Raw genomic sequence first — 13,026 nt, forward strand, 5'->3', positions numbered from 1 at the left:
CGGACATGGACCTCGTCGCACCCGTCGTCGTCGAGCCGCTCCGTCGCCGCCGCTGCTCGGAGTGCCACCAGGGCCCGCTGGAGCGGATGATCGTCGAGTTCAACGCGCCGGTCTGCCTGGACTGCGCCGACCTCGGGCATCTCGTCTTCCTGCGCCGCGGCGACACGGCGCTCACCCGGCGCGCCCGCGAGGGCAGCACCCTGTGGGCCGTGGTGGTACGGCACAACCGGCGCCGTACCCGCTACGAGCGTCAGGGCCTGCTCGTCGAGGAGGCCGCGCTCGCCGAGGCGGAACGGGCCTGCCTGGCCGACGCGGAGGCCCGGGCCAGGCGCCGGGCGAGGGACGCGGTACGGCGCGCCGCGCTCGACGCGGAGATCACCGAGGTCCTCCGGTCGGAGATCCTGCGGCTCTTCCCGTCCTGCCCGGCGGACCGGGCGACGGAGATCGCCGTCCACGCCTCGACGAAGGGCAGTGGACGGGTGGGGCGCACGTCCGCGGGGCGCTCGCTCGACCGCGGCGCCGTCACGGCCGCGGTGCGCGCCTCCGTACGGCATGTCGACACGCCGTACGACACGCTCCTCATGCGGGGGGTCACCCGGCACCAGGCCCGGACGAGGGTCGCTCCCGCCATCGAGGCGGTGCTCCGGGCCTGGCGTCGCGGCGGCGAGAACCCCCGCGGTCGGGGACACGGCTGACAGCTCGGGTGTCAGCGCGCGCGGCGCCGGACCACGGGGCGTGCGTCGACCGGACCGCGAGGACGGAACCGTCAGGCCTGGTCTCCGGCGCGGCGCGCGCGACGGTAGAGCAGAGCACCTCCGAGCAGCAGTGCGGCACTCGCGGACGCGGCGTAGCCCAGGGCGTCCGAGCCGGTCTCGGCCAGCGCGACCGGGCGGGTCTCACCCTGCGGCGCGGGGGCCGGGGCGGGCTTCTCCGTCTCCGTCTCGGTCTGCGGGACCGGGACGTTGCGGACGGGGGTCTGCGGGCGCGGCGTCGGCTTCTCGACCGGCGGCACGGGCTTCGAGGGCCCGTTGACCGAGGTGTTGCCGAAGACCGGGTTCAGCAGGCCGACCACGTTGACCGAGTTCCCGCTGACGTTGACGGGGAGGTCGACGGGCAGCTGGAGACCGTTCCCGGAGAGGACGCCGGGAGATCCCTCGGCGTGGCCCTCGGCCGTGGAGCCGCCGCCGTTGGAGGAGCCGCCCTGCGAACCGCCCCCGTGGGAGCCGCCGGCCTGCTCACCGCCGCGCGGAGTACCGGGCTCGTCCTTGTGGGACCTGCCGCCGCCGTCGTCCGACCCGTAGCCCGAGGGCTCCTGCGGGGCGGAGCGGTTCTCACACGTGTTGCCGAAGGCCGGGTTGAGCAGACCGACGACGTTGACCGTGTTCCCGCAGGCGTTGACCGGGACGTGCACCGGCAGCTGAACCGTGTTGCCGGAGCCGACGCCCGGCGAACCGACCGCGGCGCCCTGCGCGCCGGAGTCGGCGTGCGCGGCGCCCGCCGACAGGGCGAGCGCCCCACCCGTGACCAACAGTGTGGCCAGACCACTTCGGCGAATCTGCCTCATGGCTTCCTGCCTTCCGGAGGTGTACACGGGCGAATGCCCGTACCGGAATCAACGCGACAAACGCACATGCCGGATCCGGCCGTTGACGGGTTTCACTCCATCGAGTGGGACCCGTTCGAGTGTGCGTCAGCGCCCCAGAAGGTCGGTGAGGGCCCCGACAGGGTCCGGATCGGGGGCGCCGCGCGGCCACCAGTCCTCGCGCCCGGCGTCCGACTCGTAGCCGTACCAGAGGCCGTCGCGACCGAGCCGGAGCTGGAGTGACTCGGTGGAGAGCCGGTTGCGCCAGGGGCGGAAGGCGGGGAAGTCGGCGGCGAGCAGGGCGGGTCGGGCCCGGTCGAACGGGCCCGCCGGCGGATCCCAGGGCTCTTCGAGTACGGCGAGCCCCGCGGCGCCGCCCTGCCGCCAGGCGGCGACGGCGCGGGCGAGCTCCGTGGGGGTGCGGTCGAGCGCGTACGCCAGGTCGCGGTAGAGCGCACGGGTCGACGCGGTGAGCCCCGAACCGGGGTGCGCGGCGGCCAGCCGGACGGCGTCCTGCCAGGGGCTGAGCGCGGCGACCGGATCGAGCCCCGTGACCAGGAACGCGTGGGCGCGGGCGGCGGCTTCGGAGGCGAGGAGGTCGAGGGCGAGCGGGTCGGGGGCGTCGGGGTCGGGCGGGAAGACCGCGGGCCGGCCGGGCCGGTCCGGGAGGGGCAGCGGAGACGGCAGCGGGGGCGCGGCCCGCTCCGTCGCGGCGAGCACGGCGCGGGCGGGAACGGTGGGCATGGGAGGTGCGGCGGCGGTCGACTCGGCGGCAGACAGGGCCGCGTTGCGCCGGGTCAGCTCGGCGAGGAGCTCCTGCTCCCCGCGTCCGCGCATCAGGAAGAGGACGAACGGGTCCTCGTCGAGGAGCCGGGCGGCCTGGTAGCAGAGGGCGGCGGCGTGCTTGCAGGGGTAACCGTCGTCCGGGCAGGAGCAGTCGGGGACGAGGTCACCCGGCGCGGGCAGCAGTCCCGTCACCGCTTCCAGGGCGTGCGGCACGTCCTTGTCGAGGAGGGCGGCGATGTGGTCGGGGCGGGCGGTGGCCTCGTCGAGGAACCGCTCCCAGCCGTCGTCGCCGAGGGTCCGCATCCTGATCTCGGTGCGGTACGGGCGGGCCCGGCTGCCGTGGACGTAGGCGACGACCCGACCGGGGGTGACGGTGATCGCGTCGACGTGGCCGCGCCCGGCGTACGCCCTGCCGCGGGCGAGGCGCGCCGGGTCGAGGGCGGTGTCCTCCAGGGCCTCCACCCAGGCGTTTCCCCACCAGGTGGCGGCGAACCGCCCGTCGGGGGCCTCGCGGGGCGCGACCTGGGGGAAGCTGCGGCGGCGGTCGTCGTGGCGCGGGGCGGCTCCGCGCGCGCCCCGTGGGGTGGTCACGCGGGCCTCCTCAGGGAGACCAGGTCGGCGAGCTCCCGGTCGGTCAGTTCGGTGAGGGCCGCCTCGCCGGAGCCGAGGACGGCGTCGGCGAGCGCTCTCTTGGCGAGGAGCATCTCGGCGATCCGGTCCTCGACCGTGCCCTCGGCGACGAGCCGGTGGACCTGCACCGGCTGGGTCTGCCCGATGCGGTAGGCCCGGTCGGTGGCCTGCTCCTCGACGGCCGGGTTCCACCAGCGGTCGTAGTGGACGACATGGCCGGCGCGGGTGAGGTTGAGGCCGGTGCCCGCGGCCTTGAGGGAGAGCAGGAAGACGGGGACCTCACCCGCCTGGAAGCGGTCGACCATCCGCTCCCGCTCGGCCACCGGGGTGCCGCCGTGGAGGAGTTGGGCCTGGACGCCGCGGGCGGCCAGGTGGTCGGCGAGGAGCCGCGCCATCGACACGTACTGGGTGAAGACGAGCACGGCCCCGTCCTCGGCGAGGATCGTGTCGAGGAGTTCGTCGAGCAGGGCGAGCTTCCCCGAACGGCCGGCGAGCCGCGCGGTGCCGCTGCCGCGCGGTGCCTGTTCCTTCAGGTACTGCGCGGGGTGGTTGCAGATCTGCTTGAGGGAGGTCAGCAGCTTCATGACGAGGCCCCGGCGGGCCATGCCCTCGGACTCCTCGATCCGCGCCATGGTCTCGCGGACGACCGCCTCGTAGAGCGAGGCCTGTTCCCGGGTGAGGGGGACGGGGTGGTCGGACTCCGTCTTGGGCGGCAGCTCGGGAACGATGCCGGGGTCGGACTTGCGGCGGCGCAGCAGGAAGGGCCGCACGAGTCGGGCGAGCCGCTCGACGGCCTCCGCGTGCTCGATCTCCTCGTGGTTCTCCACGGCGCGCGCGTGCCGGGAGCGGAAGGCCTTGAGCGGGCCGAGGAGACCGGGGGTGGTCCAGTCGAGGAGCGCCCAGAGTTCGGAGAGGTTGTTCTCCACGGGGGTGCCGGTGAGGGCGACCCGGGCGGGCGCGGGGATCTCGCGCAGGGCCTTCGCGGTCGCGGAGAACGGGTTCTTGACGTGCTGCGCCTCGTCGGCGACGACCATCCCCCACTCCCGTCCGGCCAGTTGGGCTGCGCTGGTCCGCAGGGTGCCGTAGGTGGTGAGGACGAAGCCGCCCTCGACGCCGTCGAGGTCGCGGTCGGCGCCGTGGAACCGCCGCACGGGCACGTCGGGCGCGAACTTCCCCACCTCCCGCTGCCAGTTGCCGAGCAGGGACGCGGGGCAGACGACGAGGGTGGGGGCGCGGCGGGCGCGGCGCAGGTGGAGGGCGATGAGGGTGACGGTCTTGCCCAGGCCCATGTCGTCGGCGAGGCAGCCGCCGAGACCGAGCGAGGTCATGAGGTCCAGCCAGGCGAGTCCGCGCAGCTGGTAGTCGCGGAGGGTGGCGGTGAGACCGGGCGGGGCCTGCACGTCCTCGGGGCCGGCGAGCAGCCGGTCGCGGAGCGCGGCCAGGGCGCCGACGGGGACGGCGGGCACGGTCTCGCCGTCCACCTCGGCGGTGCCGGTGAGGGCGACGGCGAGGGCGTCGACCGGTTCGAGCAGGCCGAGCTCCCGCTTGCGCGCCTTGCGGACGAGGTCGGGGTCGACGACGACCCACTGGTCACGGAGGCGGACGACGGGCCGGTGCGCCTCGGCGAGCCGGTCCATCTCGCGCTCGGTGAGCGGATCGCCGTCCAGGGCCAGCTGCCAGTTGAACCGCAGCAGCTCCTCGCTGTCGAAGAACGAGGTCCCGTCGGTCGCGGAGCCGGGCGCGGCCCGGTCGGCCCGGACGACGGCGGAGGCGCTGAGCGAACGGGCCAGCTCGCGCGGCCAGTGGACGGTGACCCCGGCGTCGGCGAGCCGGGCGGCGGCGGGGCCGAGCAGCTCGTACAGCTCGTCCTCGGCGACGGCGAGGACGTCCGGCACGTCCCGCTCCAGCAGCCGGGCGAGCGGGGGCCAGACGCGGGCGGCCCGGCGCAGGGCGAGGACGGCGTCGATCCGGGCGCGGGGCCCGAAGTGCTCGCCCTCCCCCGCCCACAGGGCCGTGGCGTCGATGACGAGGGTGGGGTCGGCGAGGCTGTGGACCTGGAGGACGGCGGCGGCGGCGTGCCGCCCGCCGCCCCGCCCCTGGTCCGCGCCCTCCGGGTCACCGGCGCTGTCGGCCGTGTCGAAGAGTTCGTACGGGGAGAGGTCCAGGCGGAGCGAGACACGGACGCCCGCGTCCATCCCGGCCGCCGCCTCGGCGGCCCAGGCACGGGCGCGGGGCAGGTGCTGGGGCTCCCGGGCGGCGAACGGCGCCCCCACCGCGTGGGCGGCGGCCGGGGTGCGGGGCAGGGTGTCGGCGACCGCGTCGAGGAAGGCGCGCACGAGGGCCTCGGGGTCGGGCAGCCGCAGCGGCCCCGGCCCGGGGACGGGCACGGCGTGCGCCTCGTACGGCAGGGCGGCCGCGACGGCCCGCAGGTGGGCGATGTCGTCGGCGTCCAGGGGACCGGCCCGCCAGGCGTCCAGGTCGTCGGCGGTCAGGCCCGGGAGCACGCGGCCACGGGCCACTAGGTGCAGGGCGTGCAGGGCGGCGGCGCCCCATCCCGCTGCGGCGGGATGCGCGGCCGGGTGGTGACGGGCCGCGACGAGGTGGGGCAGGGCGGCGTCGACCGGGAGGGCCAGGGCGGGCACGGTACGGCTCCGGGCGCCGCTGCCGTGCCGTCGGACGACGGTCAGGTCGACGCGCTCCGCGCCGCTCTCCGCCGGGTCCGGCAGGGCTCCGCCGTCGGGGGCCCAGAAGGCGACCCGTCCCTCACGGGGCAGCGCGGCGGGCAGGAAGACGGCGGCGCTGGTCGTCCAGGTGGGTGGCACGGCGCTCGTCCTCCTTCCGCCGGGTGTCGTCGTACGTCGATCGGACCTCCGACCTTACGGCGGGGGTCTGACAACGGCCGCCAGGCGGGTTCGCCCGGGCGGCCCAGCAGCGGATGACACGCGGCCCCGGGGGCGCGAACGTGGTGTCCACGTCAGACCCGCTTCAGACCCGCCAGACCCGCCAGACCCACCAGCCACGTCAGCCACGTCAGACCCACGACAGAAGAGGAACCGCCATGTCCGTTCGCCGGCGTCTCACGACCGCCACCGGGGCCGTGCTGCTCACCTTCGCCGTCGCCGGCTGCTCAGGTCTGGGCCGCACCATGGTCGGCACGCTCACCTACGAGACGGAACGCGACCTCGTGGTGACCGTGACCAGCCCCTCGGTGAACGGCTGCCACCGCCTCGCGCCCTCCGGCGCGACCAAGGTCGAGAACAACACCCTGGTCGACATCGTGCTGTACCGGACGCGGGACTGTAAGGGCGAGGAATCCACCTACCTGCCGACCACGCTGAGCGACGGGATCGTCCCCGGCACCCTGCCCTGGCGCAGCTACAGCGTCGTCCACTAGCCCCGCCCCCGGCCGCTCCCGTTCTCCTCGCCCCGGGTCCATCCTGGAAGGTGACCGAAGGGGGGCCTGACGGGAGACGCGAGCGCCATGCGTACGGGCAGCGAGCCGGCGACCGCGCGCAGTCCGCTGCGCATGCGGTTCTGGCTGAGCGTGTGGGGCCTGCTCTGGGCCGCCTTCGGCACGGCCGCGTTCGCGCTGGTGGGCCGCCCCGGCTGGGCGGTGGCCTGCGGCGTGCTGTTCCTGGTGGTCGTCTGCGACCTCGTGATGGTGGTGCGCCACCTCCGCCAGGGCCCGCACTGGCAGCCGGGCCGGGACGTTCCGCCGTACGACCCCGATCACGGCGGCACGGGGCGCTGAGCGGCCGGACCCGGCCCTACCGCTCCGAGTCGAAGCCCGCGGCCTGGAGGTACTCCGGCTTCGGGTCGAGCGCGGCGGCGAGACGGAAGTGCCGGGTGGCCTGGGCGGTCAGACCGGAGCGCTCGAAGGTGCGGGCCAGCGCGAAGTGCGCGAAGGCGTTGTCCGGCTCGCGCTCCAGGACCAGCTCGAACTCCAGCTGGGCGGGGCGCAGCTGCGCGGCGGCGAAGAACGCGCGGGCGCGGAGGAGCCGCGCCGCCGTGTTCTCGGGGTGGGCGGCGATCACCGAGTCGAGCAGCTTCACGGCGCCCTGCGGGTCCCGCGCGGCCAGCAGGTGCTCGGCGGCGCGGAAGTCGATGACGTGGGTTTCCGGGTTTCTGTCGGCCACCATGGCATCCTTCCCCTCGATCCGGTGGTTGAACACCGGACCCGCCCCGCTCATTCCGCCGCGGCGCGGCGCTCCAGCTCGTCCCAGACCTTCCGCACCTGCGGTTCGAGGGCGTCGAGCGGCCCGTCGTTGTCGATCACGAGCTCCGCGACGGCCAGCCGCTGCGCGCGCGTGGCCTGCGCCGCCATCCGGGCCCGCGCCTCGGACTCGGCCATGCCCCGGAGCCGTACGAGCCGGTCGAGCTGGGTCTCGGGGGACGCGTCCACGACCACGACCAGGTCATAGAGGGGCGCGAGCCCGTTCTCGGTGAGCAGGGGTACGTCGTGGACGACCACGTCTCCCGTGCCCGCCCGGCCCTCCAGCTCCGCCGACCGGGCCCCGACCAGGGGGTGCACGATGGCGTTGAGGGTGGCGAGACGGTCGGCGTCGGCGAACACGATGGAGCCGAGCTTCGGCCGGTCGAGCGTGCCCTCCTCGGTGAGGACGCCGTCCCCGAAGGCCTCGACGACGGCCGCGAGCCCCGGCGTTCCGGGCTCGACGACCTCGCGGGCGATCCGGTCCGCGTCGATCAGCACGGCCCCGTACGAGACGAGCAGCCGTGACACCTCACTCTTGCCGGCTCCGATCCCGCCGGTCAGGCCCACCTTCAGCATGAGCGGCAGCTTAGGGCCTGCCCCGGGCGGGTCAGACGTCACCCTCCCGCTCCGCGAGGAAGCGCTCGAACTCGCGGCCCAGCTCGTCCGCCGACGGCAGGTCGACGGGCTCGGCGACCAGGCTGCCGCGGGTCTCGGCACCGGCCGCCGCGTCGTACTGGTGCTCAAGGCCCTGCACCAGCGCGACCAGCTCCTCGTCGCCCTCGCCGATCTGGCGGTCGATCTCGGTCTGGGTGCGGCGCGCCTCGGTCCGCAGGGAGTGGGCGACACCGGGAAGCACCAGGCCGGTGGCGGCCGTCACGGCCTCCAGCGCGGTCAGGGCCGCGTCCGGGTACGGCGAGCGGGCGACGTAGTGCGGGACGTGCGCGGCGACACCGAGGGTGTCGTGGCCGGCCTCGGTGAGCCGGTACTCGACGAGGGACTCGGCGCTGCCGGGGACCTGCGCCTCGTCGAAGGGGCTGCGGTGGCCCGGCATGAGGTCGGTGCGGCTGCCGTGCGGGGTGAGTCCGACGGGGCGGGTGTGCGGCACGCCCATGGGGATGCCGTGGAAGTTGACGGAGAGGCGCACGCCGAGACGTTCGATGATCTGCCGGACGGCGGTGGCGAACCGCTCCCACTCCACGTCGGGCTCGGGGCCGGAGAGGACGAGGAAGGGGGCGCCCGTGGCGTCCTGGACGAGGCGGACCTCGATGGACGGCGTCTCGTACGCGGTCCAGCGGTCGCGCCGGAAGGTCAGCAGCGGGCGGCGGGCACGGTAGTCCACCAGCCGGTCGTGGTCGAAACGGGCCACCAGCTGGTGGGGCAGGGTGTCGAGCAGGCCGTCGATGATCTGCTCACCGGTCTCGCCCGCGTCGATGTAGCCGTCGAAGTGGTACAGCATGACCAGCCCGGCCGACTCCTGCGCCAGGGCCAGGTCGACGACAGCCAGGCCCTTCGCGTCCCATTCGTACAAATCCTGGGGATCAAGCACGATTACCGCTCCTCCTCGGGTTCTCTCTGGGAACGTCTCGCGCGGCACCGCCATTCCCGTGCGGGGCGATCTTCCGGCGAGTTGATCCGGCGGGCTGCCGGCCGAAGGGCCGTCCGGCGGCCGGGCCCCGGCGAGCCCGACGAACTCCGGCCACTGGTCCAGACCTTGACATGGCCACAGCCGCTCCCTACCGTCTCGGGACAGCATCGCGTTCAGCATCCCGTCCCTCGTGCACATACAGGAACACCCCCCTCGCCCCCGCACGGAAGGCCTCCCCCATGCGCACCCGAACGCTGCTCCTCCCCCTGCTCCCCGCGCTCCTCGCGGTCCCCCTCCTCACCACGCCCGCCTCGGCGGGCGTGGTGAGGATCGAGGTGTCGACGGCGAAGGAGCTGAAGACGGCGCTCACCAACGCCCGTCCCGGCGACACGATCCACCTCGCGGACGGCACGTACACCGGGAACTTCAAGGCCACGACCCCGGGCACCACCTCGGCCCGGATCACCCTGACCGGCTCCCCCCGCGCGGTGCTGACCGCCGGGGGCGGCTACGGGCTGCACCTCAACGGGGCCTCGTACTGGACCGTCAAGGGCGTCACCGTCACCGGCGGCCAGAAGGGGATCATGGCCGACGCCGCGGACGGCGTGGTGATCGACGGGGTGACCGTGCACGACCTGGACATGGAGGGCGTGCACTTCCGCAACTCCAGCAGGAACGGCGTCCTCAAGAACTCGCGCATCCACGACACCGGGAACGACGGCCGGGGCATGGGCGAGGGGGTGTACGTCGGGACGGCCAACAGCCTCGCCGACCGCAGCGACAACGCGCAGATCCTGAACAACGTCATCGGGCCGGACGTCGGCGGCGAGAGCGTCGACATCAAGGAGGGCACCACCGGGGCGCGGATCGTCGGGAACACCTTCGACGGACGCGGGCTGACCGGCGCCAACTACGACGACTCCTGGGTCGACGTGAAGGGCAACGACGTCCTCGTCGAGGACAACACCGGCGTCAACACGACGAACAACGGCTTCGAGACGCACACCCAGCAGAGCGGCTGGGGCTGCGGCACGGTCTTCCGCGGCAACCGCTCGAACCTGACGGGCGCGACCGGGGCGCAGCGACTCGCGATCAACGTCACCAACCGGAGCGGCTCCTGCCCCACCACGGTCTACGCGTCGAACACGGTGACCGGCGGGAACGGCCTGACGAACATCCCCGTCACACCCTGAGCCGAGCCGCCCCGAGCCGAGCCGCCCCGAGCCGACCCGCCTCGATCCGGCGTGAACCGAGCCGACGTGAAGTGAGCCGACGTGAACCGAGCCGAGCCGGCCCGAGCCGAACCGAGCTGACCGAAACGGCTTCCGGACATGACCGAGGCCCGCTCCCCCGAAGGGGAGCGGGCCTCGATTCGCTAGCGGCTAGCGCTCAGCGGAGAGCCTGTTCAGCTCTGGCCGCCGGCCAGCTTCTCGCGCAGGGCGGCGAGCGCCTCGTCCGACGCCAGGGCGCCGGAGTTGTCGTCCGACTCCGAGGAGTACGAACCACCCGAGATGCCCGCACCGGCGTTGCCACCGGCGGCCGGGGCGGCAGCGCCCTCGGCGGCAGCGGCCTCGTCGGCCTCGCGGGACTTGATGACCTGAGCCTGGTGCTGCTCGAAACGAGCCTGCGCCTCGGCGTACTGGGTCTCCCAGACCTCGCGCTGGGTCTCGAAGCCCTCGAGCCAGTCGTTGGTCTCGGGGTCGAAGCCCTCGGGGTAGATGTAGTTGCCCTGGTCGTCGTAGGACGCGGCCATGCCGTACAGGGTCGGGTCGAACTCGACCGAGGCCGGGTCGGCACCGAAGGACTCGTTGGCCTGCTTCAGCGAGAGGCTGATGCGACGACGCTCGAGGTCGATGTCGATGACCTTGACGAAGATCTCGTCGTTGACCTGGACGACCTGCTCCGGGATCTCCACGTGGCGCTCGGCCAGCTCGGAGATGTGGACCAGACCCTCGATGCCCTCGTCCACGCGGACGAACGCACCGAACGGAACCAGCTTGGTGACCTTACCCGGGACGACCTGACCGATCTGGTGCGTCCGGGCGAACTGCTGCCACGGGTCCTCCTGCGTCGCCTTCAGCGACAGGGAGACACGCTCGCGGTCCATGTCCACGTCGAGAACCTCGACGGTGACCTCCTGGCCGACCTCGACAACCTCGGAGGGGTGGTCGATGTGCTTCCAGGACAGCTCGGAGACGTGCACGAGACCGTCGACGCCACCCAGGTCCACGAAGGCACCGAAGTTGACGATCGAGGAGACGACGCCGGAGCGGACCTGACCCTTCTGCAGGGTGGTGAGGAACGTCTGGCGAACCTCGGACTGGGTCTGCTCGAGCCAGGCGCGGCGGGACAGGACCACGTTGTTGCGGTTCTTGTCCAGCTCGATGATCTTCGCCTCGAGCTCCTTGCCCACGTAGGGCTGGAGGTCGCGGACGCGACGCATCTCGACGAGGGAGGCCGGCAGGAAGCCACGGAGGCCGATGTCGAGGATGAGACCACCCTTGACAACCTCGATGACGGTACCGGTGACGATGCCGTCTTCTTCCTTGATCTTCTCGATCGTGCCCCAGGCACGCTCGTACTGAGCGCGCTTCTTGGACAGGATCAGGCGGCCTTCCTTGTCCTCCTTCTGGAGAACCAGGGCCTCGATCTCGTCGCCGACCTTGACGACCTCGTTCGGGTCGACGTCGTGCTTGATCGAGAGCTCACGGCTCGGGATCACGCCTTCGGTCTTGTAACCGATGTCGAGCAGGACCTCGTCCCGGTCGACCTTCACGATGACGCCGTCGACGATGTCGCCGTCGTTGAAGTACTTGATCGTCTCGTCGATCGCGGCGAGGAAGGCTTCCTCGTTACCGATGTCGTTGACCGCAACCTGCGGGGTGGTGCTGGTGGCGGTGGTCTCGGTGCTGCTCGTCATGTGGGAAAGGGCTCCGGTTACGGACAGAAAGTCGTAGGTACTGCTACGCCGAGAGCCCGTATCGCACCAAGAAGCCGGACAGCCAATGAAGCACCCTTCCCGCAAGCGGGAGGAGCCTCGAAAACCGAGGGGACATACAACAGGTACGAGCGCGGCCTGCTCCGTCTGAGGCGCGCAGGCCCGCAGCGCAACCTTTAGCATACGGGGGCGGCCGGACAGGGTCAATGCGCGAAGCGCGCACCCGGGGCAGATCCACTCAACTCCGGCACCACTCATGTCTTTCCACGCCGTTTCGGCGGGGTCGGCCGCTCGGTGGCACTGAGCGCAAACTACATCGGCGGGCGAGATGAACCAAGAGTACGAACACGAACTCCCCCACGACTCGGACGAGGACGGGGCGGAGGCGACCCGGCGTGACGCGGGGGACGCGGAGAGCAGCCGTGCGAGCCGTGGCTGGTGGGACAGGAACGCCGACGAGTACCAGAGCGACCACGGCTCCTTCCTCGGTGACGACCGGTTCGTCTGGGGGCCGGAAGGGCTCGACGAGGAGCAGGCCGAGCTCCTCGGGCCCGCCTCCTCCCTGAAGGGACTCGACGTCCTGGAGATCGGCGCGGGCGCGGCGCAGTGCTCGCGGTGGCTGGCGGCGCGGGGGGCGCGGCCGGTGGCCCTCGACCTCTCGCACCGGCAGCTCCAGCACGCGCTGCGGATCGGCGGGGAGGTGCCACTGGTGGAGGCCGACGCCGGCGCGCTGCCGTTCCTGGACGGCACCTTCGACCTGGCGTGCTCGGCGTACGGCGCGGTGCCGTTCGTCGCCGATCCCGTGAAGGTGTTCCGGGAGGTGCGGCGGGTGCTGCGGCCCGGCGGCCGGTGGGTCTTCTCGGTGACCCACCCGATCCGCTGGGCCTTCCCCGACGAGCCGGGCCCCGAGGGTCTGTCGGTCGCGGCCTCCTACTTCGACCGCACCCCTTATGTGGAGCAGGACGAGCAGGGGCGTGCCGTGTACGTGGAGCACCACCGGACGATCGGCGACCGGGTGCGGGACGTGGTGGCCGGCGGGTTCCGCCTGGTGGACCTCGTCGAGCCGGAGTGGCCGGAGTGGAACAGCCAGGAGTGGGGCGGCTGGTCCCCGCTGCGCGGGAACCTGATCCCGGGGACGGCGATCTTCGTCTGCGAGCGCGCGGAGTAGCGGAGTAGCGGAGTAGCGGAGAGAAGTGGCGCGGAGCGCGTAGGAGGGGAGCGGCGCGGCAGCGCGGAGCCGCCGACCTGGGCGTCATGCTTGTCGTACTTATGGGTGGGCCTGTGGACAACGC

General features: G+C 73.0%; 12 protein-coding genes. 5 read left to right on the top strand and 7 right to left on the bottom strand.

Going from position 1 to position 13,026, the window contains the following annotated elements:
- Positions 1-5 precede the first annotated feature (5 nt).
- A complete protein-coding gene (locus ABT129_RS05425) occupies positions 6-695 on the top strand; it encodes a DUF2293 domain-containing protein (RefSeq protein WP_351896844.1) in 690 nt (229 codons plus the stop codon).
- Between the two features lie 71 nt (positions 696-766).
- On the opposite strand, the gene ABT129_RS05430 is transcribed toward ABT129_RS05425, so the two are convergent.
- The 3 genes from ABT129_RS05430 to ABT129_RS05440 form a co-directional block, all read right to left on the bottom strand.
- Positions 767-1,564, bottom strand: coding sequence for a chaplin family protein (locus tag ABT129_RS05430; protein WP_351896847.1), 798 nt, complete (start codon positions 1,562-1,564; stop codon positions 767-769).
- A gap of 126 nt (positions 1,565-1,690) precedes the next feature.
- A complete protein-coding gene (locus tag ABT129_RS05435; protein WP_351896849.1) occupies positions 1,691-2,959 on the bottom strand; it encodes an SWIM zinc finger family protein in 1,269 nt (422 codons plus the stop codon).
- A complete protein-coding gene (locus ABT129_RS05440; RefSeq protein WP_351896852.1) occupies positions 2,956-5,820 on the bottom strand; it encodes an SCO1167/SCO6262 family helicase in 2,865 nt (954 codons plus the stop codon). Before ABT129_RS05440 ends, ABT129_RS05435 begins: the two co-directional genes overlap by 4 nt.
- A 236-nt stretch (positions 5,821-6,056) precedes the next feature.
- Between ABT129_RS05440 and ABT129_RS05445 the strand changes: the two genes are divergently transcribed.
- Entirely contained in the window at positions 6,057-6,392 is a 336-nt protein-coding gene (locus tag ABT129_RS05445) for a hypothetical protein (protein WP_351896854.1), read from the top strand.
- A gap of 87 nt (positions 6,393-6,479) precedes the next feature.
- Positions 6,480-6,749: a DUF6343 family protein gene (locus tag ABT129_RS05450; RefSeq protein WP_351896856.1), complete on the top strand. Its 270-nt coding sequence runs from the start codon at positions 6,480-6,482 to the stop codon at positions 6,747-6,749.
- Between the two features lie 16 nt (positions 6,750-6,765).
- Here the strand turns inward: ABT129_RS05450 and ABT129_RS05455 are convergent, their stop codons facing one another.
- Genes ABT129_RS05455 through ABT129_RS05465 form a run of 3 tightly spaced genes read right to left on the bottom strand, consistent with a single transcriptional unit; the run spans position 6,766 to position 8,811 of the window.
- The gene (locus ABT129_RS05455) at positions 6,766-7,134 is read right to left on the bottom strand and encodes a tetratricopeptide repeat protein (protein WP_351897065.1); all 369 of its coding nucleotides are present in this window, start codon (positions 7,132-7,134) and stop codon (positions 6,766-6,768) included.
- A gap of 50 nt (positions 7,135-7,184) precedes the next feature.
- The gene (gene coaE, locus ABT129_RS05460; protein WP_351896859.1) at positions 7,185-7,787 is read right to left on the bottom strand and encodes a dephospho-CoA kinase; all 603 of its coding nucleotides are present in this window, start codon (positions 7,785-7,787) and stop codon (positions 7,185-7,187) included.
- Between the two features lie 31 nt (positions 7,788-7,818).
- Positions 7,819-8,811: a PAC2 family protein gene (locus ABT129_RS05465; RefSeq protein WP_502981658.1), complete on the bottom strand. Its 993-nt coding sequence runs from the start codon at positions 8,809-8,811 to the stop codon at positions 7,819-7,821.
- 224 nt (positions 8,812-9,035) lie between these two features.
- Between ABT129_RS05465 and ABT129_RS05470 the strand changes: the two genes are divergently transcribed.
- The gene (locus ABT129_RS05470) at positions 9,036-9,989 is read left to right on the top strand and encodes a right-handed parallel beta-helix repeat-containing protein (RefSeq protein WP_351896864.1); all 954 of its coding nucleotides are present in this window, start codon (positions 9,036-9,038) and stop codon (positions 9,987-9,989) included.
- Between the two features lie 212 nt (positions 9,990-10,201).
- On the opposite strand, the gene rpsA is transcribed toward ABT129_RS05470, so the two are convergent.
- Entirely contained in the window at positions 10,202-11,716 is a 1,515-nt protein-coding gene (rpsA, locus tag ABT129_RS05475) for a 30S ribosomal protein S1 (protein ID WP_351896866.1), read from the bottom strand.
- 346 nt (positions 11,717-12,062) lie between these two features.
- Here rpsA and ABT129_RS05480 point away from each other — a divergent pair, with 346 nt between their 5' ends.
- Complete coding sequence (locus tag ABT129_RS05480; protein ID WP_351896868.1) at positions 12,063-12,902, top strand: class I SAM-dependent methyltransferase; 840 nt, start codon at positions 12,063-12,065, stop codon at positions 12,900-12,902.
- The last annotated feature ends 124 nt before the right edge of the window (positions 12,903-13,026 follow it).

The sequence above is a fragment of the Streptomyces sp. NPDC002057 genome, from assembly GCF_040296665.1.
Lineage (GTDB): Bacteria > Actinomycetota > Actinomycetes > Streptomycetales > Streptomycetaceae > Streptomyces.

Coding starts and splice junctions, on each gene's coding strand:
- ABT129_RS05425 (WP_351896844.1), top strand. CDS start 6: ATGGACCTCGTCGCACCCGTCGTCGTCGAGCCGCTCCGTCGCCGCCGC.
- ABT129_RS05430 (WP_351896847.1), bottom strand. CDS start 1,564: ATGAGGCAGATTCGCCGAAGTGGTCTGGCCACACTGTTGGTCACGGGT.
- ABT129_RS05445 (WP_351896854.1), top strand. CDS start 6,057: ATGTCCGTTCGCCGGCGTCTCACGACCGCCACCGGGGCCGTGCTGCTC.
- ABT129_RS05450 (WP_351896856.1), top strand. CDS start 6,480: ATGCGTACGGGCAGCGAGCCGGCGACCGCGCGCAGTCCGCTGCGCATG.
- coaE (WP_351896859.1), bottom strand. CDS start 7,787: ATGCTGAAGGTGGGCCTGACCGGCGGGATCGGAGCCGGCAAGAGTGAG.
- ABT129_RS05465 (WP_502981658.1), bottom strand. CDS start 8,811: ATGGCGGTGCCGCGCGAGACGTTCCCAGAGAGAACCCGAGGAGGAGCG.
- ABT129_RS05470 (WP_351896864.1), top strand. CDS start 9,036: ATGCGCACCCGAACGCTGCTCCTCCCCCTGCTCCCCGCGCTCCTCGCG.
- rpsA (WP_351896866.1), bottom strand. CDS start 11,716: ATGACGAGCAGCACCGAGACCACCGCCACCAGCACCACCCCGCAGGTT.
- ABT129_RS05480 (WP_351896868.1), top strand. CDS start 12,063: ATGAACCAAGAGTACGAACACGAACTCCCCCACGACTCGGACGAGGAC.